This window comes from Allokutzneria sp. A3M-2-11 16, assembly GCF_024213555.1.
In the GTDB taxonomy this organism is placed as follows: domain Bacteria; phylum Actinomycetota; class Actinomycetes; order Mycobacteriales; family Pseudonocardiaceae; genus Allokutzneria.
Map to the genome: position 1 here is coordinate 41140 of NZ_JANAVO010000009.1, position 22124 is coordinate 63263.

18 protein-coding genes and 1 pseudogene are annotated in these 22124 nt (G+C 70.6%); 8 read left to right on the plus strand and 11 right to left on the minus strand.

What is annotated here, in order from left to right; all coding sequences use genetic code 11:
* Positions 1-327: 327 nt before the first annotated feature.
* The 5 genes from NLX83_RS31265 to NLX83_RS31285 form a co-directional block, all read right to left on the minus strand.
* Positions 328-1818: a carboxypeptidase regulatory-like domain-containing protein gene (locus NLX83_RS31265; RefSeq protein WP_254238819.1), complete on the minus strand. Its 1491-nt coding sequence runs from the start codon at positions 1816-1818 to the stop codon at positions 328-330.
* Between the two features lie 106 nt (positions 1819-1924).
* A complete protein-coding gene (gene helR / locus NLX83_RS31270) occupies positions 1925-4084 on the minus strand; it encodes an RNA polymerase recycling motor ATPase HelR (protein ID WP_254238820.1) in 2160 nt (719 codons plus the stop codon).
* Positions 4085-4101: 17 nt separating this feature from the next.
* Positions 4102-5319 (minus strand): glycosyltransferase, encoded by a 1218-nt coding sequence (locus NLX83_RS31275; RefSeq protein ID WP_254238821.1) that lies wholly within the window; start codon positions 5317-5319, stop codon positions 4102-4104.
* 135 nt (positions 5320-5454) lie between these two features.
* Positions 5455-6435, minus strand: coding sequence for a PHP domain-containing protein (locus tag NLX83_RS31280; protein WP_254238822.1), 981 nt, complete (start codon positions 6433-6435; stop codon positions 5455-5457).
* Positions 6436-6444: 9 nt separating this feature from the next.
* On the minus strand, positions 6445-8301 hold the full coding sequence (locus tag NLX83_RS31285; RefSeq protein ID WP_254238823.1) for a Na+/H+ antiporter: 1857 nt from the start codon (positions 8299-8301) through the stop codon (positions 6445-6447).
* Positions 8302-8329: 28 nt separating this feature from the next.
* Between NLX83_RS31285 and NLX83_RS31290 the strand changes: the two genes are divergently transcribed.
* Positions 8330-9019, plus strand: a complete 690-nt coding sequence (locus NLX83_RS31290) for a leucine-rich repeat domain-containing protein (protein ID WP_254238824.1) — start codon at positions 8330-8332, stop codon at positions 9017-9019.
* Here the strand turns inward: NLX83_RS31290 and NLX83_RS31295 are convergent.
* From NLX83_RS31295 to NLX83_RS31305, 3 genes are read right to left on the minus strand one after another with little or no spacing between them, the layout of a single operon-like run.
* Complete coding sequence (locus NLX83_RS31295) at positions 9006-9887, minus strand: SRPBCC family protein (RefSeq protein WP_254238825.1); 882 nt, start codon at positions 9885-9887, stop codon at positions 9006-9008. The genes NLX83_RS31290 and NLX83_RS31295 overlap by 14 nt on opposite strands.
* A complete protein-coding gene (locus NLX83_RS31300; protein WP_254238826.1) occupies positions 9880-10434 on the minus strand; it encodes a winged helix-turn-helix domain-containing protein in 555 nt (184 codons plus the stop codon). Before NLX83_RS31300 ends, NLX83_RS31295 begins: the two co-directional genes overlap by 8 nt.
* Before the next feature lie 15 nt (positions 10435-10449).
* Complete coding sequence (locus NLX83_RS31305) at positions 10450-11781, minus strand: MFS transporter (RefSeq protein ID WP_254238827.1); 1332 nt, start codon at positions 11779-11781, stop codon at positions 10450-10452.
* 63 nt (positions 11782-11844) lie between these two features.
* On the opposite strand from NLX83_RS31305, the pseudogene NLX83_RS31310 reads away from it, so the two are divergent.
* Positions 11845-12201: pseudogene (locus NLX83_RS31310) on the plus strand (MerR family transcriptional regulator); the annotation flags it as partial.
* A 945-nt stretch (positions 12202-13146) separates the two neighbouring features.
* On the opposite strand, the gene NLX83_RS31315 reads toward NLX83_RS31310, so the two are convergent.
* On the minus strand, positions 13147-14655 hold the full coding sequence (locus NLX83_RS31315) for a CocE/NonD family hydrolase (protein WP_254238828.1): 1509 nt from the start codon (positions 14653-14655) through the stop codon (positions 13147-13149).
* A 94-nt stretch (positions 14656-14749) separates the two neighbouring features.
* Between NLX83_RS31315 and NLX83_RS31320 the strand changes: the two genes are divergently transcribed.
* Positions 14750-15394: a TetR/AcrR family transcriptional regulator gene (locus NLX83_RS31320; RefSeq protein WP_254238829.1), complete on the plus strand. Its 645-nt coding sequence runs from the start codon at positions 14750-14752 to the stop codon at positions 15392-15394.
* Positions 15395-15669: 275 nt separating this feature from the next.
* On the opposite strand, the gene NLX83_RS31325 is transcribed toward NLX83_RS31320, so the two are convergent.
* Positions 15670-15873 (minus strand): cold-shock protein, encoded by a 204-nt coding sequence (locus tag NLX83_RS31325; RefSeq protein WP_254238830.1) that lies wholly within the window; start codon positions 15871-15873, stop codon positions 15670-15672.
* Between the two features lie 604 nt (positions 15874-16477).
* Here NLX83_RS31325 and NLX83_RS31330 point away from each other — a divergent pair.
* On the plus strand, positions 16478-16894 hold the full coding sequence (locus NLX83_RS31330) for a DUF6292 family protein (protein ID WP_254238831.1): 417 nt from the start codon (positions 16478-16480) through the stop codon (positions 16892-16894).
* Here NLX83_RS31330 and NLX83_RS31335 read toward each other — a convergent pair.
* A complete protein-coding gene (locus tag NLX83_RS31335) occupies positions 16891-17109 on the minus strand; it encodes a hypothetical protein (RefSeq protein ID WP_254238832.1) in 219 nt (72 codons plus the stop codon). The two genes, NLX83_RS31330 and NLX83_RS31335, sit on opposite strands and share 4 nt — an antisense overlap.
* 554 nt (positions 17110-17663) lie before the next feature.
* Here NLX83_RS31335 and NLX83_RS31340 point away from each other — a divergent pair.
* Genes NLX83_RS31340 through NLX83_RS31355 form a run of 4 tightly spaced genes read left to right on the plus strand, consistent with a single transcriptional unit; the run spans position 17664 to position 22123 of the window.
* Complete coding sequence (locus NLX83_RS31340) at positions 17664-19313, plus strand: hypothetical protein (protein ID WP_254238833.1); 1650 nt, start codon at positions 17664-17666, stop codon at positions 19311-19313.
* A 13-nt stretch (positions 19314-19326) separates the two neighbouring features.
* Complete coding sequence (locus NLX83_RS31345; RefSeq protein ID WP_254238834.1) at positions 19327-20607, plus strand: amidohydrolase family protein; 1281 nt, start codon at positions 19327-19329, stop codon at positions 20605-20607.
* A gap of 2 nt (positions 20608-20609) precedes the next feature.
* Entirely contained in the window at positions 20610-21335 is a 726-nt protein-coding gene (locus NLX83_RS31350) for an ABC transporter ATP-binding protein (RefSeq protein ID WP_254238977.1), read from the plus strand.
* Positions 21332-22123, plus strand: a complete 792-nt coding sequence (locus tag NLX83_RS31355) for an ABC transporter permease (protein WP_254238835.1) — start codon at positions 21332-21334, stop codon at positions 22121-22123. The genes NLX83_RS31350 and NLX83_RS31355 overlap by 4 nt, the downstream gene beginning before the upstream one ends.
* The last annotated feature ends 1 nt before the right edge of the window (position 22124 follow it).

Genomic DNA, 22124 nt, shown 5'->3' on the forward strand with positions numbered 1-22124 from the left:
CCTACGGAGTGAATTTCCCAAGCACACCAACAGTTTCAGCACCCAGGCGCCAAGAAAAGCGCCTCCCAGCAACAGAAAGCCGCGAACGAAACCGGTCGGCTTTACCTGGGGTGCGCGTGCCATACGCTCATCGCGAGGGCCGGGGTTTCATCCCCGTGCCCCTGAGAGGCCCAAGGGCACGCGCAAGGGGCCCCAGGTCAAGCCGACCCCACGCTGGTACCGACGCGGGCTGGAAGCCCAGCCGTCCCCACCGCTGGAAGTCCAGCCCGCGAACGCTGGAACCCCAGCCCGCGCAAGCCGGAAACCAGCCGCGCGAGCTGGAACCCCCTAACACTCAACCAGGTCGATGCCCTTCACGACTTCGCCCGCCACCACCGAGATCGGCTTCGGATACCAGCAGGCCTTGTCGTTGATCACGTACTTGATCCTGACGTCCTGCGTACCCAGACCGTCCACCTCGAAGTTCTCATCGTTGTCCGAGGTGCCCCAGGTGATGATGTCCCCGGTGCGAGCGCTAAACGCGTAGACGTAACCAAACGCCGGTTTCCCGTTGCGGTCCAAGGTGCGCCCGGTGATCCGCCCAGCGGGCACGAGGCTCGCATCGGAGACCGTAGTCCCACCGGCCCACACCGTGACCGGGGTCGCGCCGAACCGGTCCGCGGCGCCGCCCGACCACTGCGTGGCGTACTTCCCGGTGTTGTGCAAGAACTCCAGCGGCCACGCGTACGGGCCAAGCCCCTTGATCCGGTACTGGCCGTTGCTGTTCGTGCAGTTCTCCAGGAACCGGAATCCGTTGCGCGGGTCGGCCGCGAACGGGAACACGCAGACGCTGGGGAGCACGGCACCGGCGTTGTCCTTCACCGTTCCGGTGATCACCCCGGCCGGGTCGACCGCGATCCGCGGCAGGACGGTGGTTTCCCGAAGCCGCCCGATTCCCTTGTGCGCCTGGCGGATGTCGCCGGTCCCACCCCGCGCGCCGACCCACTGCATGCCGAAGTTCTTGTCGTTGGGCTTGACGAAGAACTGGTAGGTGTCGGGGTTGAGCGGCCCGATGATCAACGTCCCGGAGTCGTCGGTGCAGTACCAGGAGTAGTCGCGGTCGACGATGCCCTCGACGGGAACCGTGTGCGGTTCAACGCAAACACCCGTGAGCGGGGCTTGGGTCCGCGAGTCCACAACGGTCGTGCGGAACGCGGCGGCGGGCCTCAACGCCACGCGCAGCTCCACCGTCTTCCCCTCGACCACCGACGGGCGCAGGTCGCTGACCGTGTAGTGCGTTCCGGCGGCGTCCCACACTGAAGCGCCGTAGTAGCCGTTGGCGGGCAGGTTCTTGATCAAGACTGTGCCGTCACCGGACGTGCAGCCCCGCTCGTCCTTCCCTCCCCCGTGAATCCACGCGCACGCGTCGCGAACCGGCGCACCGCTGGTCTCGTCCACGGCGACGAACTTCACCGCGCCGTAGGGAAGCATCGCCTCGTCGACCACGACCGTGGTCGACGAGGCGACGTCGAAGGTGTCCGCGTCGAAGAAGCTGGACTTCTGGTGCACCCACTGCGAACGGTCGCCGTAGCTGACCGACAGCCGGTACTTGTCCGGCGCCAGGCCGGTGAACGAGTAGGTCCCGTCCGCCCCCGTCCTGACCGTGGTCGACCAATGCTGGTCCACATTGGTGATGTAGACCTGGGCGTCTTTGGCCGCGGCGCCCGCGTCGGTGATCCGCCCGTGGACGGTGCCGGTTTCCGGTTTCGCGCCCGCCGGAACGGCCGTCAGCGCGGCGACGATCGGCAAACAGGCAGCAACGAAGAAGAGACGTTTCATGAGTGCTCCCCCCAGGAACGGCCCCCCGGCCGCTCTGCCCTGCTATCGCCGCCGCGCGACCCGGCGTATCACCTCCCGCGAAAATGACGCCGAGTGCAGCAGTCCTCTACTCCGAGTGAAGGCCGGTCAGTGCGTCCGGCAGCGCGCCCTGGTGCAGTACGCCGAGGCGCTGCGTGGCGCGGGTGAGTGCCACGTACAGCTCGGCCGCACCGCGCGGGCCGTCGGCGAGAATGCGCTCCGGGTAGACCACGAGGACGGCGTCGAACTCCAGTCCCTTCGTCTCCGACGCGGGCACCGTGCCCGGCACACCAGGCGGACCGATCACGACGCTCGTACCGGCGCGACCGGCTTCGTCTCGGACGAATTCCTCGATGGCGCCGGACAGTTCGTCGTCGGTGACCCGCCTAGCCCACGGTTGCACACCGCACGCGCGCACGGACTCCGGCGGCTTGACGCCGGGCGCGAACTCCGCCAGCAGCGCGGCGGCCACGTCCATGATCTCCGCCGGGGTGCGGTAGTTCACCGACAACGACCGGTAGACCCAGCGACCGGGCACGTAGGGCTCCAGCATGGCGTCCCACGACCTCGCCCCAGCCGCCGCGCGGCGTTGTGCGAGATCACCGACGACCGTGAAGGATCGGCTGGGGCAGCGCCGCATCAGCGCCCTCCAGTCCATTTCGGACAGTTCCTGGGCCTCGTCGACCACGACGTGCCGATAGGTCCAGTCCCGGTCCGCCGCGGCGCGTTCGGCGAGATCCCTCGTGTCGAGCTCGACGAACCGGTCCGCCAGGTCCTCGGCGTAGAGCAGGTCGTGGGCGAAGAGGTGGTCCTCGTCGTCCATCGAGTCCTCGCGCTTGACGAGGCCCTCCATCACCCCGGCGGCGTACTCCGCCTTCGCTTTCCGCTCCCGCTCGGCGGCCTGCTCCGCCGCCTTGTCGGCCGCCTTGTCCCGGCCGAGCAGCTCGATCAGCTCGTCGAGCAGCGGCACGTCCGACACCGTCCAGGCAGCACCGTCCGCTCTGGACAGTTCGGGGTCCGCGCCCGGCGATGAGTACAGCTCCGCCAGCAGCTCTTCCGGCTTCAGGATCGGCCACAGCGCGTCGATCGCGCCGGTGAACTTCTCGTCCTCGGCGAGATCCTTGACCAGCCCCGTCCGCAGTCGCTCCCACTCGTCGCGGTCCTTCCGGCTCAGCCAACCCCGGCTGATCCGCGAGATCGCCCGTTCGGTGAGCACGTAGGTGATGATCTCGGTGAACACAGCGCGGGCCTCGTTGTGCGGCAGGCCGCTCGCGCGCGCCTCCTCCCTGGCCCACTCCGCGGTCTCGGCGTCGATCCGCGCCGTGACCTCGCCGAGCTGGATGGGCACGGGCTGCTCCGGCAGTCGCTGCCGATCGGCGATCGCCGCCTTGAGCACGTCCAGGATCTTCAGCGATCCCTTGAGCCGCGCGGTTTCCGGGGCGTCCTCGGCGGTGACGCGCAGGCCGGGCAACAGGTCGCCCGGGGTCATGAACACCACGTCGGACTCGCCCAGCGACGGCAGGACGCGGCCGATGTGGTTCAGGAACGCCGGGTTCGGCCCGACCACGAGCACGCCGTGCCGCTCCATCCGCTCCCGGTGGGTGTAGAGCAGGTACGCGACGCGGTGCAGCGCCACCACGGTCTTCCCGGTACCCGGACCGCCCTCGATCACCAGCACGCCGGGGTGGTCGAGCCGGATGATCTCGTCCTGCTCGGCCTGGATCGTCGAGACGATGTCGCGCATCCCCTCGCCGCGCGGCGCGTTGACCGCCGCGAGCAGGGCCGCGTCCCCGCGCTCTCCCCCGCCCGGGCGGCCGAACACCTCGTCGGTGAAGTCGGCCAGCTGCCGCCCGCGCGTGTGGAACTGGCGGCGACGGCGCATGTTCTCCGGGGTCACGGCCGTCGCGACGTAGAACGGGCGGGCCGCCGGAGCCCGCCAGTCGAGCAGCACCGGCCGGTAGTCGTCCTTCTCGTCGAACAGGCCGATCCGGCCGATGTAGGAGGTCTCGTCGTCGACGCTGTCCAGCCTGCCGAAGCACAGCCCGCCGTCCGCGACGTGCAGCCGCTTCAGCTCCTTGCCCAGGGCGCGCACCTCGTCGTCGCGCTCCATCGCGGTGCGGCCCTCACCGCCCAACGCCTCCTTGAGCGCGCCCTTCACCCGCGCGCGCTCGGCGTCCAGCCGCGAGTACAGCCCGGCCACGTAACCCCGCTCGGACCGCAGTTCCTCGTCATAGCCCTGTTCTGCCACAAGCGCCCCTCTACGGTTCAAGCGAACTTCTCGATCAGCAGCTTCGCGGCCACCGCGGCCCCATCGGTACGAACCTTGCTGGCCACCTCGACCGCCCGCACCCGGACCTCGGGCTCCAGCACCTCCTTGACTGCTGCCGTCAAGGAGTCGTACGTCGGCGTCGGACCGTCGTGCGCGACGCCGATGCCCAGTTCGGCCACGCGCGCGGCCCAGAGCGGCTGGTCCACCAACTGGGGGACGATCACCTGGGGCGCTCCGGCGCGGGCGGCCGCCGTCGTCGTGCCCGCGCCACCGTGGTGCACGACCGCGGCCACCCTCGGGAACAGCGCCTGCTGGTTGACCTCGCCGACGGCGAAGCAGTCGTCCTGGCCGTCGATCAGCGCCAGATCGGCCCAGCCGCGACCGATCAGCACGCGACGGCCCTGCGCGCGGACCGCCTCGATCGCCACCTGGGCGGCGTCCGCCGCGGCGCGCATGGGCATGCTGCCGAAGCCCACGTACACCGGCGGTTCACCCGCGTCCAGGAACTCCTCCAGGTCGGCGGGCAGCGGGCGCTCGTCGGGCAGGATCCAGGCGCCCGTCTGCACGACGTCGAGGTCGGCGGGCTCCTTCCACGGCGCCAGGAGCGGATCCGCCGCCACCCAGGGGCTGTTCGTGAAGACGTGGTCCCGGACGTTGTCCACCGGCGCCAGGCCGACCGACTCCCGGTGGGTGTTGACCACCGCGCCGAACGTCTTGTTCATGCGCTGCGCGTCCAGCTCCCACAGCACCCGGTTGTCGGTCACGTCCGCGGGCAGCGGCTGGCCCGGGTAGTCGTGCGGCCGGTGGTGCGGCGAGGGGAACAGGGACGGGAAGAAAGCCACCAGCACGTAGCCGACGCCCAGCTCGTCCGCGACCGCCCGCGCGGCCGCCGCCGCCGGGAACAGCCCGGTCGCCGCCACCGCGTCACAGCCCTCGCGCGCCGCCGTGGCGACCGCCTCGTACTGGGCGTTGACCAGGTTGGTCGCGACCTGGTTGAAGTCGTGCTGCTCCGGTGGCTTCCCGGTCACCATCCCGCGCACCGACCAGGCGGCGGGCACCATCCGCACGCCGTGCCCGGCCAGCAGCGCCTCGAACTCCTCGTCGGGCGGCGCGCACACCACGGCCTCCACGCCGAGCTCCCGCAGCCGCACCGCCAGCGCCGCCATCGGCTGGACATCCCCCCGCGACCCGAAGGTCGACAACAACACGCGCACTCAGCCACTCCCATTTCCGCAGGTAGATGCGTTTAGGACGGTGAGTGTGCGGCACGACCGGGGTCTTGCCGCAAGCCCCCCTGTGCGCTATAAGTTGTATATGGAGGGAGCCGGTGGCCCCTCCTCTTCGCTTTCTCAGGGGTGTTCCCGGGCATTGATCACGCGGTCGACGGTGACTCCTGCGGCCTCCGCGCGGGCGCAGCCGTAGCCCAGCCAGTCCAGCTGACCGGGCGCGTGCGCGTCGCTGTCGATGGCGAACTCGCAGCCCGCCTCCACCGCCAGCCGCAGCAACCGCATCGGCGGGTCCAGCCGCTCCGGCCGCGAGTTGATCTCCACCGCGGTCCCGTGCTCCGCGCACGCGGCGAAGACGGCCTCGGCGTCGAACTCCGACTCCGGCCGCTTCTTGCCCACCCGCAGCCTGCCGGTGCAGTGCCCGAGCACGTCCACGTGCGGATTGGCCACCGCCGCGAGCATCCGCCGGGTCATCGCGGCACGCGGCATGCGGAGTCCTGAGTGGACACTGGCGACCACCACGTCCAGGCGCGCCAGCAACTCCTCGTCCTGATCGAGGGAGCCGTCGTCGAGGATGTCCACCTCGATCCCGGTCAGCACCCGGAACGGCGCCAGCTCCGCGTTGATCTCCGCGACCACGTCCAGCTGCTGCCGCAACCGCTCCGCGCTCAGCCCGTTGGCGATCTTGAGCCGCGGCGAGTGGTCGGTCAGCGCGATCCACTCCCGCCCGAGGTCCCGCGCGGCCTCGGCCATCTCGCGCGGCGGGCTGCCGCCGTCGGACCAGTCGGAGTGGGTGTGGCAGTCCCCGCGCAGCGCGGCCAGCAGCGCTTCGCCGCCCTCGACCACGGGCGCGGCGCGGCCGAGGAGCTTGGTCAGGTACTCCGGCTCCTTGCCGTTCACCGCCTCGCTGATCACCGACGCGGTGGTGGCCCCGATGCCGGGCAGATCCTTCAGGCGCCCCCGTTGCACCCTGGTGCGCAGCTCATCCGGCGCGAGGTCGGCCACCACCTCGGCGGCTCGGCGGAACGCGCGCACGCGATAGGTCGGTTCGGCGGCGCGTTCCAGGTGGAAAGCGATCTGGCGCAGAGCCCACACCGGGTCCATGCCTACCTCCTACCCCAGTTGTTGGTCGACGAAGCACCAGCGCCACGTCTCGCCGGGTTCCTGGCTGCGCATCACGGGGTGCAGCGTCTCCTTGAAGTGCGCCGCCGCGTGCTTGCCCACCGACGAGTCGCAGCAGCCGACGTGACCGCACGACAGGCAGATCCGCAGGTGCACCCAGGTGTGCCCCTCCGCGATGCACTCGGCGCAGCCGTCCGCGTTCGGCAGGACCGGCTTTCGTTGCTTCACGAGGTGTTTGCAGGTGCCCGCGGTCGCGGTGGGCGTTCTCAGCTCGCCCTCGACGGCCTCCTGCTCGTCGGCCGCCTGGTCGAGCATCGACTCCTCGATGTCCAGGGTCTCCAGCACCGAGCGCAGCACCGTGTCGTCGACCCGTCCGGCGTCCCGCGCTTCGAGGAACACCTCGCGCTCGGCGATGAGCATCTCCAGTCGCAGCCGCAGGTACGCCTCGCTCGGCGTCTCGGCCAGCGCGCCCTGCCTGCCCAGCCGCTCCCACGCGGAGTCGGCGCGGTGCCGCACGCGATCGCGCAGCCGCTCGACGATCTCCGGCGGGTCGTCGGGGCCGGTGACCTCGTCGAGCCGGGTCAGCGCGGCGTCGGTCATGGACTGGAGCAACGCGGCCCGCTGCAACGCGTCCTCGGCCGGATCGGGAGCGGGCAGCTTCAGCCATCGCACCAGTGCGGGCAGCGTTGTTCCTTGCAGGACAAGGGTTCCGGCCACCACGACGAACGCGGCGAGCAGCAGCACCGGGCGGTGCGGGGTGTCCGGCGGCAGCACGAACGCGGCGGCCAGCGTGACCACGCCGCGCATCCCGGCCCAGGCGACGACGGCCGTGTAGCCCCACCGCCACGCCTTCAGCCGCAGCACCCGCCGCACGGTGGCGATCACCACCATCCACACCACGCGCGTCACGATCGTCGCGGCGAACACGGCCGCGCAGATCACCGTCAGCGTGGGCGCGCTCAGCCCGCTCTCGGCCACATCGCGCAGGATCGGCCGGATCTGCAACCCGATCAGCAGGAAGACCACGTTCTCCAGCAGGAACTGCACGGTCTGCCAGTTCAGCCTGCTGGCCAGCCGGGACGGCCCGGACAGCAGCGCGGGCCCGCGGTGCCCCATGATCAACCCGCAGAGCACCACGGCCAGCACACCCGAGCCGTGGACCGCCTCGGCGGGCAGGTAGGCGATGAACGGCAGCGAGAAGGACAGCGCGGTGTCGGTCACCGAGTCGGTCAGCCGGGCCCGGATCATCGAAGCCGCGAGGCCGACCAGCAGCCCGACGAGCACGCCCGCCCCCGCGGCGAGCAGGAAGTCCGCCCCGACCTGCCACACGCTCACCGATCCGGCGATCGCCGCGATGGCCGTGCGCAGCGCCACCAGGGCCGCCGCGTCGTTGACCAGGCTCTCGCCCTCCAGGATGCGCACGATCGCGCGCGGCAGGCCGACGCGCCGCGCGACGGCGGTCGCCGCGACCGCGTCCGGCGGGGCCACCACGGCGCCGAGCGCGATGGCCGCCGCCAGCGGCAACCCCGGCACCACCAGCCACGCGACCAGGCCGACGCCGAACGTGGTGAACACGACCAGGCCCACCGACAGCAACGCGATCGGACCGCGGTTGGCCCGGAAGTCGCTCACCGAGGTGGAGATCGCCGTGGCGTAGAGCAACGGCGGCAGCAGCCCGACCAGCACCACCTCCGGCGGCAGGTGCACCTCGGGCACCCCGGGCACGAAGGAGGCCAGCACCCCCACGCCGATCAGGCACAACGGCGCGGGCCAGTCGAACTTGCGGGCCGCCGAGGTGACCAGGAGAACGGTCACCACCAGCGCCACGATCTCCGCAGCGATCACCACCCGGTGATTATGGGCGTAGGTTGCCCCGGTGGCTGAACTGAACCTGTGGCGGCAACGGCTCGGTGCGGTGCCGGAGCCGGTGTGGGAGCACCGCGATCTGGACGTGGTGATCCTCGCCGACAACGCCCTCACGGAACTGTCGCCGCGCATCGCGGAACTGGGGCGCTTGCGGACGTTGGACCTCGGGCACAACCTGTTGACGGCGGTGCCCGATCTCCCGGAGGTCACCGGTTTCCTCTACCTGCACGACAACCGGCTCACCGAGCTGCCGAAGTCGTTGGCGCACATGGAAGATCTCCGCTACCTCAACGTCGGCGAGAACCAGCTCACCACGCTCAGCGCGCCATCGGGGCTGCTCGAACTCCGCGCCCAGCACAACCGCCTCACCTCGCTGCCCGAGGACATCGGAGTGCTCCGCGAACTGCGCGAATTGTGGTTGGGCGGCAACAACATCACGCGCCTGCCCGAGTCCTTCGCGGACCTCGGCCAGCTCCGGGTGCTCGAACTGCGCGACAACGGGCTGAGCGAGTTCCCCGGCCAGCTCGAAGGGCTTCCCCGGCTCCGTCACGTCGACCTGCGCGGCAACCGCGTGCGCGCACTGCCGGAGTGGGTCACGCGGTTGCCGTCGCTGGAGAAGCTGGACCTGCGGTGGACCGGGGTGGAGTCCACCGACGTGCTGGAAACCCTTGAGCGGCAAGGGTGTTTCACCTTGAGCTGAGCAACCCCTCCGGCATGCCCTCCACCTCGACGGTGAGCGCGCACGGCCGCCAGTCCGGCACCTCGTGGAAGCGGCGCAGCTCGGCGACACCGCTGAGCCAGCCCATCCACGCGTCGTACGGCGGGTTGCTCTCGTCGAACCCGCTCTGCACGAACGTCAGCCGCGTGCGCCCCTCGGAGCCTTCCAGCTCCCAGTCCGCGACCATGCCGTTCGGCCAGCGCATCGCCATCCGCGCACCGGGCTCCAACGCGATGATCCGCGCCGGATCGGTGTCCATCTCGAAGCTGCCCATCGCCCACCGGCCGCCCACGTGCGGCTCGACCTCGATGTTCGCCCCGAACCAGCGCGCGAAGGTGGCCGGGTCCATCAACGACTCGTAGACCGTCCGCGGTGACGCCGCGACGGTGACCTGCTCGCGCATCACGGGAGTGCTGAAGTCGCACTTCGGGGTCAGCTCGCGCCCCTCCAGGTACTCGCCCAGGTTCGCCACGGCCAGCGCCCAGAACGTGTGCATCAAGCCGAGCGAGGTGCCGTCGGTCAGCATCTCCGGGAAACCGGGCAGCTCGGTCTGCGACAACGTCAGGATCGTCGAGCCGTCCTCGTCCTCAGCAAGCGCGATCGTGACCGTGGTGTCCTTGCCCGCCAACGGCCAGACGAAGCCGATCCCGGAGTCGTCGGCGTGCAGCAGGCGCTGGCGCGGCTCCTCGCCCTCGGGCGTGTGGCGCCCCCAGAACTGGAAGCGGTGCGGGAGGTCCACCTCGACGTGCTCGGCCAGCCAGACGCGCAGCGCCTCCGGCTCGGTCAGCGCGCGCCGCACCTCCGCGATTCCGGCCTCCAGCCGGGCCCGGTGCACCATCGGATCACTCATCGGTTCTTCCCTTCGGATAGCAGGCGAGGGCCAGCTTGAACGCATCCCCCTCGGACCCGCCGTAGCGGGCGAACAGCTCCTGCAACGTGGTCTTGAGGTCCTCGAAGAACTCCTGGCGCCGCTCGGGCGGGACCCGGATCTCGCCGGAGACCCCGATCGAGGGCCGCTCGCGGTCCGGGTCGAGCGCGGCCACGTCCGCCTGGACCTCCTCCATCAGGTCCAGGAGGTGGCCCAGGCCCAGCTCGTCGCGCGCCGCGCGGGGGCCGATGCGCCCGACGAGCCGCGGCGAGAGCCAGTAGGAGCGGGCGGTCGCCTGGTAGTGCCCCTCGGTGATGCCGCGAATCCGCCGCACCCCCACCTGGGCCACCAAACCCGCTTCCACCAGGCGTTTCACGTGGTAGTAGACCCGCTGCGGGGTCTGCCCCAGCGCCTGGGCGACCTCGGTGCAGGACCGGGGCTCGGCCAGCTGCCGCAGCACGTCCACGCGCTGCGGCTTGAGCAGGGTCTCGGCCTGCTCGATCTCGTCGAGGTACTGGACGTCTCTCATCGCAAAACTGAGTTTTTACGTAAAAACTCGTTTTGTCAATGGGCGCAGGCTCAGCCCGATCCCTCCGGCGGCGGCCGCGGTGGTGATCAGGAACGCGACCTGGAAGTTCCCGTGCCCCGGCGACGCGCCGAGCGCGAGGGTCAGCACCGCGACGGTCATCGCCCCCGACAGGTACTGCGACGTGGTCAGCAACGCGCCCGCCGTGCCCTGGTGCGCCGCGGGCACGTCACCGGTGCCGATCGTGAACATCGCCGTGTAGATGACGCCGTGCCCGAAGCCGCTCAGCAGAATGCCCGGCAACAAGTGGATGACATAGGAATCTCCTTGCAGTGCAAGGGAAATCCACAGAAGACCGATCGTGGCGAAGGCGAACCCGGCACCCAGCACCGCACGCGCCCCAAACCGCTGAGCCGCGCGTCCGGCGGCGGCGTTGCCCGCCGTCACCATGATCGCCAACGGGAGGAACGCGAGGCCCGCCTCCAACGGCGTGTAGCCCTTCATCTTCTGCAGCAACAAGGTCAGCAGGTAGAACTCGGCGCCGACGCTGGCCATGTAGAGCGCGGTCGCCAGCGCGCCGGCCCTCAGCGAGGACGTGCGGCGCAGCAGCGGCTCGATCAGCACGGCGCTCGACGTCCGCTCGTTGCGGATGAAGGCTGCCAGGAGCACCGCGCCGAGTCCGAGGCTGATCACCGTGGGCGTGGAGCTCCAGCCCTGCTCCGCGGCGAGCGTCAGCCCGAGCACCAGGGACAGCACCGCTCCGGTGCCCAGGATCGAGGCGCCGACCGGGATGCGCTGGGCGCTGCGCGCTGTCGCCGGGGCGAACCACACCAGCGCACCCAGCGCGCACAGCAGCGTCAGCGGCACGTTGATCATGAAGGTGAGCCGCCACGACACGACGGTGAGCAGGCCGCCCAGGATCGCGCCCGCGGCCAGGCCGGACGCGCCGACCGAGCCCCACACCACCAGCGCCCGGCTCCGCGCGGGCCCGGCCGGGAACGTCGTCCCGATCAGGCCGAGCACCGCGGGTTGCAGCAGCGCCGCGCCGAGCCCCTGCGCGGCGCGCGCGGCGAGCAGCACCGCGCCGTCCTCCGCGAGCCCGCCCGCGAGGCTCGCCAGGCCGAACCCGGCGATGGCGAGGACGAACAAGGGCTTGGCGCCGACCCGGTCGGTGAGCCGCCCGCCGACCACGAGGAAGCCCGCGAACAGCACCGCGTAGGCGCTGACGATCCACTGCGCGGTCGCGGGAGCCAGTGCCAGTTCGCCCGCGATGCTGGGCAGCGCGATGAAGATGATCGAGTAGTCCAGCGCGATGAGGAACTGGGCCAGGGACAGCAGTGCGAGGGTCATGCCGCCCATGCTCGAACCCTCACACTAGTGTGAAGGAAAGCCCTGATCGAGAGGTGGTGTGCCGTGCGCATCGGAGAGCTCGCCGACCGCACCCACGTGCCCGCGCGCCTGCTGCGCTACTACGAGGAGCAGGGACTGCTCGCCCCGCAGCGCGAGGCCAACGGCTACCGCGACTACCCCGAGGCGTTGGTCGAACGCGTCATCCAGATCCGCGGGCTGCTCGACGCCGGAGTGCCCACGAAGATCATCAAAGACATCCTGCCGTGCCTGGACACGCCCTGTTCCATCCAGGTCACCGACGCCTCCGCCGAGCTGCTCACGACCCTGCGCCACGAGCGCGACCAGCTGGACGCCCGCGTCGCCTGCCTCGCCAGGAACCGCGACGCGATCACCACGTACCTGAACACCGTCAGCGAACGGCCTCCCGTGCTGCCCGAGCACCTGGCCCAGGCCGTCGACCTCGCCGTCCGGACGCTGCGCGAGGCACCCGCCGACGCGTGGGACGCCAAGGCGGGTGCGCTGGAGTGGGACTGCTGGGAGACCGTTGAGCACCTCAGCGACGACCTCTTCGCCTACGCCGTCCAACTGGGACCGAAGTCTCCGCCGCTCACCGGCAACGTGCCGTTCGTGTGGGAGGCGCGCAGGACCGGCGGCCCGCGCAACGCCGTGCACGCCGACCGCTCGGCAGGACCTTCGGGGTTGTTGCAGGTCCTGGAAGCGAGCGGCGCGCTGCTCGTCGCGATGGTCCGCACCGCCGCGTCCGGGACCCGCGCCTACCACAGCAACGGCGTCTCCGACCCCGAGGGCTTCACCGCGATGGGCATCGTCGAGACCCTCGTGCACACCCACGACCTGGCCGAAGGTCTTGGCCTGCGCTGGAGTCCGCCCAGCGGCCTGTGCACGCGCGCCCTGGCCCGCCTCTTCCCCGAAGCCCCCACCACGACCATCCCCTGGCCCACCCTCCTCTGGGCCACCGGCCGCGGCGACCTCCCCGGCCACCCCCGCCGCACCTCGTGGACCTGGCGCAGCACCCCCCTCGGCTGAGGTGGTCGGGCGGTCTTCAAGTACAACGAACCCCCCTCCCAGAAGTCGCTAACCGCAGCAAACCCCTCGGCTAGGCCGTGTCCTGCAAGTGGTCCCCAGCAACCGTGACGCCCCCGTGCTCGCCGTCCCAAACATCACCACCGCAGCCCAAATTCCCGTTTCGTACTCAAAACGGGCTATGGGAGCGCTCTTTTTCCCGTTATGAGTACGAAACGGGGTTCTCTAGACGGCGCGCGCGGGGGATGGGGTGGCCGGGCGCGTGGGGTGCATGGGTTCAGTTTACGTGGCGTGCGGAGTGCTTGAGGACTTACAGGACAGGGCCTAAGCCGGGATGACCGGGACGAAGAGGTGCGAGGCGTGGGCGCCGCCGAGGTGGATGGTGGCCCCGTCGCCGCTCTTGCGGTCGGCCGGATCGTTGTGGGCGAGCTGCCCCATGTCGTCGTCGTCGGCTTGGACGCGGAGTTCGAGGCGCTGCCCGGGTTCGAGCGTGATGGAGGTGGGCCAGATCTCCACTTCGAGCAGGGTCGGCACGCCGGGTTCGAGGGGCTGGATCTCGTCGTGGCTGTGCCACGGGCGGTGCGGAAGGGTCCGCTCGGGGTCGAGCTCGCGATGGGAGGCGCGCAACCAGCCGATGCCCATCGGCACGGGCGTGGCCACCCCGCCGGGACCGATCGCGGGGATGCGCTGACCGTCGACGTCGTACTGTTCGAGCTGGACGAAGACGTCGAGATCTTCGGCGCTGTGCGAGACCCACAGCCGAAGGGCGAGCGGGCCGGTGATCTCCAGCCGCTCGGTCGCCGTGAGGTCGAAGGTGGCCGGGTACGACGTCCGGTCCTCGGCCGGTTGGTGCCAAACGAGTTCCGTCTGTCCTAAGTAGAGCCGACGCCATTCGGTGCGGGGAAGCGGCCAGTCCCGTTCGTCGCGCCATTCGACGTCGTGGCCGCGGCGGATCGCGAGCCGGACGGGTGGGACGCCGTCCATCGCGGTCTGGTCGCCGCACAGGAACCGTCGCAAGAACCGCAACTGGAGGTCCTTGGCCCAGTCCGCGTAGTACGGGTCGATGTGGGAGCCGACGTGGACCACGAGCCATTTGTGCTCGGAGGCCGCGCCGAGCCACCCTTCGATGTTGCCGCGCAGGTGCAGGTGGATCGAGCCCCAGTTCCCCGCCGACAGCACGGGCACCCGCACCTGGGCGAGGTCGACGGTCCGCTCGCGATACCAGTCGTCGAGCAGCTCACGTGATCGGAGGTCGTCGGGCATGCTCGCGTGACCCTCGCCGTTGAGCTGCGGGATGATCTGCCGCTGCCACCAGGTCTCGGTGGCGTTGGTGTGGATGCCGCCCTGACGGCCCCAGTCACGGTAGAAGTCGGTGCAGCCCTCCCAGGCGACGACCGCGGCCAGGTGCGGCGGCCGGAGCGCGGCGACGTGCCAGCCCATCATCGCGTACCAGGAGATGCCGCTGCTGGCGACCTTGCCGGTGGACCACGGCTGCACACCGCACCATTCGATGACGTCGTAGAAGTCTTCGGCGTCCTTGCGGCTGAACACGTCGAGACGACCGGTGGACTTGCCGGTGCCGCGCGCGTCGGCACGGACGACGGCGTAGCCGCGTTCGGTCCACCACTCCGGGTTCGGCGTCTCCCACACCATGTGCTCGCCCTGGTCGACCAGCTCGTACATGGGGAAGCGCTCGGGCCAGTGCACGTCCTTGCCGTAGGGGCTCATCGACGCGATCACCGGAACCGGCTGCTCGCCGTCCGGCCGGAAGACGTCGATGACGATCGAGGTGCCGTCCCTGGCCGTGACGGTCACGTCGCGGTCGATTCGCATGGGTGTCCCTTCGTGTCGACAGATGCGAACGCAGATTACCATTCGCATCTGGGGGCCGGTCCGCCCTCGCCCGGCGAGCAGTACCGTCAGACCGGTGAGCCAGCAGCAGCACGCCGATCCCGCCTTCCGCCCCCCGCAGCAGGCGCGCAGCCGGAAGTCCCTGCACAAGGTGCTGACCGCGGCCGAGCGCGTGCTCGCCACCGGCGGCATCGAGGAGTTCACGGTCGCGGCGGTCGCCGAGCGGGCCGGCGTGTCCGTCGGCGCGATCTACCGGCGGTTCACCGGCAAGGAACAGCTGCTCCACGCGGTCAAGGACCAGCTGCTCGGCCAGCTGGAAACCGGTGTCGCGGAGGCACTCGGTTCAGCGGAACCCGGCCTGGACGGCGTGGTCGGCGCGTTCACCCACGCGATGGCGCACACGTTCTCCCAGCACGACCGGGTCTTCCCCGACCTGCTCAGCGGTCAGCGCGCGGAGGGGGTCGAGCGCGGCCTGCGGGCACTCGCGGTCATCCAGGAGGCACTCGTCGAAGCCGCCGAGCCGTACGGGGACGACATCCGCGGGGCGGACCGCGGGCGTGCCCTGCGGATGGCCGCCCGCACCATCATCAGCTCGTGCGTGCACCGGGCCGCCACCTGCCGGTCCTGGCCGGATGGGTTGAGCTGGGCCGAATGGGCCGACGAGACCACCGAGATGGCCATGGCCTACCTGACCCCTTCACCAGCCGCCACACGCCAGTGATCGCGCAGCAATCCCTGGGCTGAGGTGGTCGGGCGGTCTTCAAGCACAGCGAACCCGCCTCCCCGGAGTCACCAACCACCCCGGACACCGGCCGGTTGCGCCGGGGGTTTGCTGCGGTTAGCGGTCGCTGGGGCCGGGGTTCGCGGTACTTGAAGACCGGCGTACCTCGGGCACGGCGAAGGGCGCCCACCGGTGGCGGGCGCCCTTCGCGGAAGTGCTGTGTCCTTCGAGGGGCTGTGCCCTCGAAAGTGCCGCGCCCTCGGAAGGGCGCGCCGTCAGATCAGGTTGACCGCGGCGGCCTGCGGGCCGCGGTTGCCCTGGGTGATGTCGAACTTCACCCGGGCGTTCTCGTCGAGGCTGCGGTAGCCACCGGCGTTGATCTCGGAGAAGTGGACGAACACGTCAGCGCCGCCGTCGTCCGGGGTGATGAACCCGAAACCCTTGTCGGCGTTGAACCACTTCACGGTGCCTTCAGCCATGCTGGTAAATCCCATCGCGTCAAACTTGCGGCGGCGCTCGATCGAGCGGGCCGGGCGGCAAGCGCGCAGACCAGGAATTCGGTGAACCCAAGACATCCTGACACGCTCGCTCAAAAATCCTTGCGAGCGCCAGGGAATGACGACACAAAAACCTTCAACCAAAACCAGTAGAGCACGTCCCGAAAATTCCGTCAAGCGAGGCGAAAACCACGGACCGGGTCCGGGTGGCGTACAGTGGGCGGCGACGAGCAGCGCGGACGATGCCGAAGACCGGCACCCGGATCCCCTGCTCCGACCGCGACACGACGCCTTTCCCCCTTGCCTCAAGGGTTTCCCGGAGATCGGCGCGGCGCGGCCCATCACTTTCCAAGGAGTTTTCATCACCATCACCTGTTATCCGACCCGCGGCACCACCGTCGCCGCACTCGTTTTCAGCCACCCGGCCGCGGAGGAATCCACCGCCCGACCAGTTCGCCGCGACCCGGCCCGGCACATGCCCGGCGTCCGTTTCTCCGGTGACGTGACCATCCCGCCCCGGCGCCACTCCCGGTGATCTGATTCCCGCGGTCGACCGATTGCCGTGCCCGCACATAACCTGGCGGACATGGAAGACGTCGCGGCCCCCGGTATTCCGCTCGACCGCGGATTGGCGGGCTATCTGAACGCCGTCGCCGACGCGGTCGGGATTCCGGCCGAGGCGACCTCCTTCGAGATCAGCGACACGGCGACGGCCTACCTCGGCCTGCCCCACCGCTCACGCGAGCGCCCCACGAGGGACCTGATGCTGGTGTGGAGCGAGGGGCACGGGTGGGCCGTCGCCGTGGAGCCCGGTCCCGGCGAACCGAGCGCCGTGCTGGCGCACCTCGGCAGCGAGCACGTGGCCCCGGCACCCGCCGTCGTCGCCCGCTTCGTCGCCGACGTGGTGGCCGGGCGCGAAGCGGGCTCCGCCGAACCGGTCTTCCCGACGACGACCGGGCGCGCGCGGCTGGCCCAGCGCCTGGCCCGCTACGCCCGGGCCTAGCGCCGTCCGCTCGTCGTGACCCGTTCGGAGCAGCGCGAGCACTTGCGCCCGCGCGGACGGCGGGCCACCACGTCGACGTCCACGTCGTGCAACGAGGCGCCGCAGCACATCCGCGCGTAGCGCTGACCGGCGTTGGTCACGGCGTGCCACACGTCGTCGGGGGCGGAGTCGGCGCGCCGCGCCCACCTGGTGGAGTGCCCGGTCCCGAGGAGCACATTTTCAAGAAGTCGAAGTGCGCCGCACAACAGGCAGTGCAGCCCGGTCCTTCTCTCAAATTTCCGATGCCACCATTCGGACGAACCGACCACGGCGACAATTGCCAGGCAGAAGACGAGCAAACCCGTGTGGTCAGCCATGACCGATCAGCCGACCACCGGAGGAAAGACACGGCACCCCTGGACGGGTATCGTCATGATCGGCCGAAAACCGGGTGAGCCGAAAAGGCAAGAGTTCAACCACATGTATCCGTCCATCGTGATGCTCGACCCCGCGAGCGGGTCTTCGGCGGTGCTGCTCGACCCCGCGGGCGGGTCCAGGGTGACGACGCTCACCACCAGGATGGCGTGCGGGCGCCCGGCGGCATACCCCCGACGATCACCGGCGGCGTACCCCCGTTCCCGCGGCGCTGACCTGTGCCTTCTCCGCAACGGGTGGCGTGGATTACCCCAATTTCCCGGTGAGCCGACCGCGTCGTGGCCGAGACGGGTCCCCTGCCGACAGGATGTGCCTCCACGAGATGGGGCACAGCCACGGCCGGAAGGAGCGGGAGGTGTCGGTTCTGATGGTCGCGGCTAGCCCGAACAACGGCGACACCACGCGCGCCCAGCTCCGCGCTCGCGAGCTCCGCGAGAAAGGCTTTTCCTGGGCGCAGATCGTCGACGTGCTCGCATTCGACATTCCGTCGAGCCCGTTGCGGCTGTACCGCCTGGCCCACAACCGCAGCGCCGCGCACGTGGTGGACGAGTTCAACCGGCTCGACCCCGCCGCCACCGCCACCCTGCGCGTGCAGCGCCTCTACGACTACGAGATGTGGCCGGACGGCGGGCGTCGGCCCTCGGTGTGGGTGTTGCCCGTACTGGCCAGGATGTACTGCGCCGCCGCGCGCGACCTGGTCACCGACGCCACCTACGCCAGCTACAGCGCCGAGGACCAGGCCCGGGTCGACGCCGCAGACTACGGCCACCTCGACCAGCACCGGCCCCGCCCGGCACCGCTGCCGCCCGCGCCCACCGAGTCCCCCGAGCGGCGGCTGACCGACGACCTGGTCCTGCCGACCCCGGCGCAGCCCAACGGGCTGGACCAGCTGCTGGTCCCGACCCGCGACGAGTCCTTCGAGCTGTTCCGCGCGGTCACCAGGACCGAGCCCGACCCCGGGCGCCAGGAGACGCTGTTCCGGCTGGCCCAGGTCTTCGGCGGGGTCTCCGGGCTGCCGGTGGTCCGCAGGCTGCGGCCGGAGGAGCGGGAGCGCCTGGCCAACGCCACGTTCTCGCCGCACCGGCCGGACGCCACCACCATCGAGATCTTCAAGAACGTCACCGGGATGTGCCGCCACCTCGACGACTCCAAGGGCCCGGAGCCGGTGCTCAAGGCGGTGCTGCGGTACCGCTCGGTGGTCGGCGAGATGCTGGGCACCGTGTCCCGCTCGGGGCTGGAACGGGACCTGGTCCAGGTCTACGCGGAGCTCTCGCAGCTGGCGGGCTGGCTGCTCTACGACGTGGGCCGGTACCCGGCGGCGGACCGCTACTTCCGGGAGGGCCTGGCCGCCGCGCAGGAGATCAAGGACATCCGGACGATCACCTTCATCCACTGCTGCCTGGCCCACATGGCGATCTTCCGCGAGCAGATCCCCAAGGCGCTGGACCACGTCTTCGCCGCGCGCGGCTGGGCCGCCCAGTCCGGCAGCGCGCTGCTGGCCACCTACACCGAGCAGATCGCGGCCTGGGGCTACTCCACCGACGGCCAGGAGGTCGCCACCAGCCGGGCGCTGAACCGGATGGAGAGCCTGCTGCCGGACCGGCTCGCCGACGACGACCCCGAGTACCTGTACTTCGTCGACCGCGGCTTCACCGTCGGCTTCCAGGCCGGGTCGTGGGTGCGGCTCAACCAGTCCAAGCGCGCGCTCCAGGCTTCGGAGAGCGCGCTGGAGCTGACCGCGCCGGACCTGGTGCGCAACCGCGGGTTCCGGTTGATCGACCGGGCGAAGGCGCTGGTGCTGCAGAAGGAGATCCCCGAGGCCGTGCGGGTGCTCGAGGAGATCGCCGAGATCGCCGCGGGGCACAGCTCGGTCCGGGTCGGCGAGTGGATGTTCGACGTCCGCCGCAGCCTCCAGCCCTGGGCCCACTCCCCCGACGTGAAGCAGTTCGACGAGCGGTTGGTCCACTTGGGACTGTCCCCGCGGAACACGACGACCCGGAAATGACGACAGACCGGAAATGACGACTGAGGAGTCCACGCGCGTGGAGACGAGCCTGCTGCTGCGCGGCGTGCGGTTGGCCGACGGTGAGGTGGTCGACGTCGGCCTCCGGGGCGACCGGATCGCCGAGGTCGGCCCTGCGGGGTCGCTGGCGGCCGGGCCCGACGAGCTGGACCTGGGCGGCTACCTGCTGCTGCCCGCGCCCGCCGAGCCGCACGCCCACCTGGACAAGGCGCTGACCACCGCGCGGGTGGAGAACCCGGCGGGGGACCTGCTGACCGCGATCCAGCTGTGGCGCGGGTTCAGCCCGTCCATGGAGCACGAGGACATCGTCCGGCGGGCGACCGAGGCGGCGCTGATGTCGCTGGCCAGCGGGGCCACCGCGATCCGCAGCCACGTCGACGTCGGCGGGGTCGCGGACCTGCGCTGCCTGAAGGCGCTGCTGGAGGTGCGGGAGTCGCTGCGCCACCGGCTGGACCTCCAGCTCGTCGCGTTCGTCGACGTGCCGCTGAGCGGCGAGGCCGGGGCGGGCAACCGCGCGCTGATGCGGACCGCGATCGAGATGGGCGCGGACGCCATCGGCGCTTTCCCTTACGCGGACCCGGATCCCGAGGAGTGCCACCGGGTGTGCCTGGCGATCGCGGACGAGTTCGGCGTGCCGGTGGACCTGCACACCGACGAGACCACCGATCCCGACGTGCTCTACCTGGAGTACTTCGCGGAACTGGTGCGCTCCACCGGGTTCGCGCACGGGGCGGCCGCCAGCCACTGCGTGAGCCTGGGCATGCAACCGCCGGAGGTCGCCACGCGCGTGGCGGAAAGCGTCGCCGCCGCGGGCATCGCGGTGATCTGCTTGCCACAGACCAATCTCGGCCTGCAAAGCCGTGAGCACACCGGTGCTCCGCCGCGCGGTCTGACCGCGCTGCGCGAGCTGCTGGCCGCCGGGGCGACGATCGCGGGCGGCGGCGACAACGTCCAGGACCCGTTCAACCCGATCGGCCGCGGCGACCCGCTGGAGGCCGCGGCGCTGCTCGTCTCGGCGGGCCACCTGAACCCGGTCGTCGCCTACGACGCGGTCAGCTCCGGTGCGCGCGCCGCGATGGGCCTCCCGGAAGTCCAGGTGCGCCAAGGGTTTCCGGCCGAGCTGCTGGCGATCCGCGCGGCCAGCGTCGCCGAGGCCGTCGCCGGGGCGAGCGCCGACCGGGTCGTGATCCACCGGGGTCGCGTGGTCAGCCGCACCAGGCTGACCCGCGAATTCCCTTCTGTGCAGCCCTTCTCTGGACCCGGAGAAAGCACGTGACCATGCTCGGCTTCACCGGTGTCGGCAAGCGGTTCGCGGACGGCACCACCGCACTCGCCGACATCGACTTCGACGTCGCTCCCGGCGAGTTCGTCAGCGTCGTCGGCCCCTCGGGCTGCGGCAAGACGAGCCTGCTGCGCATCGCGGCCGGGCTCAGCACGGCCAGCGAGGGCACGGTGCGCCGGGAGACCGACCGCGTCGGCTACGTCTTCCAGGACCCGACGCTGCTGCCGTGGCGCACCGTTCAGTCCAATGTGGAGCTTCTCGCGGAGCTGCGGCACCTGTCGAAGCGGGAACGCCGCGAGCGCGCCGACGAGGCCATCGAACTGGTGGGGCTCTCCGACTTCGCCGGGCACCGGCCGGGCCAGCTCTCCGGCGGGATGCGGATGCGGGTGTCGCTGGCCCGCTCGCTCACGGTGGATCCGGAGCTGTTCCTCTTCGACGAGCCTTTCGGCGCGCTCGACGAGATCACCCGGCAGCGCCTTGGCGACGAGCTGTTGCGGCTGTTCAGGCTCCGCGGTTTCGCCGGGCTGATGGTGACGCACTCGGTGACCGAGGCGGTCTACCTCTCCACCCGCGTGCTCGTGCTCTCCGACCGCCCCGGGCGGGTGATCGGCGACTTCGCGGTGCCCTTCGGCCATCCCCGGTCCCCGGAACTGCGCTTCGAGGACGACTTCACCCACCTCGCCGGGAAGATCTCGGCCTGCCTGCGCGGAGGTGCCGGGTGATCCGCCGCTTCGCCCCGCCGGTGCTGGTCCTGCTCGCCGCGACCGGGCTCTGGTACGCCGCGAGCCTGCTGCTGCTCAGCGAGGAGGAGCGGTTCCTGATGCCGCTGCCGCACGACGTGCTGGCGATCGGCTTCGGCGATCCGGACAACCTGGCCGAGCTGCTCACCGCGCTCGCGCTCTCCGCCCAGGTGGCCATGAGCGGGCTGGTCATCGCCTTCGTGGTCGGGGTGGGGCTCGCGGTGGCGATGAGCCAGGCCAAGTGGGTCGAGCGCTCGCTCTACCCGTACGCGGTGCTGCTCCAGACGATCCCGGTCCTGGCCCTGGTGCCGCTGTTCGGCTTCTGGTTCGGCTTCGGCTTCGGCAGCAGGGTGCTGGTGTGCGTGCTGATCGCGCTGTTCCCGCTGATCGCGAACACGCTGTTCGGGCTGCGCTCGGTGAACAGCGCGCAGCTGGACCTGTTCGCGCTGCACGGCGCCGGGCGGTGGACGCGGCTGTGGAAGCTCCAGTTCCCCGCAGCGCTCCCGGCGATCTTCACCGGGCTGCGGATCTCCGCTGGGCTGTCGGTGATCGGCGCGGTCGTCGGTGACTTCTTCTTCAAACAGGGCGAGCCCGGCATCGGCATCCTCATCGACCTCTACCGCTCGCGGTTGCAGTCGGAGCAGATGTTCGCCGCGGTGCTGCTGGCCTCGGCGCTGGGCATCGCCGTGTTCTGGTTCTTCGGATTTCTGGCAAGACGAGTGGTGGGGTCGTGGCACGAGTCGGTGCGCGATCCCGCGGCGGTCTCGTGAC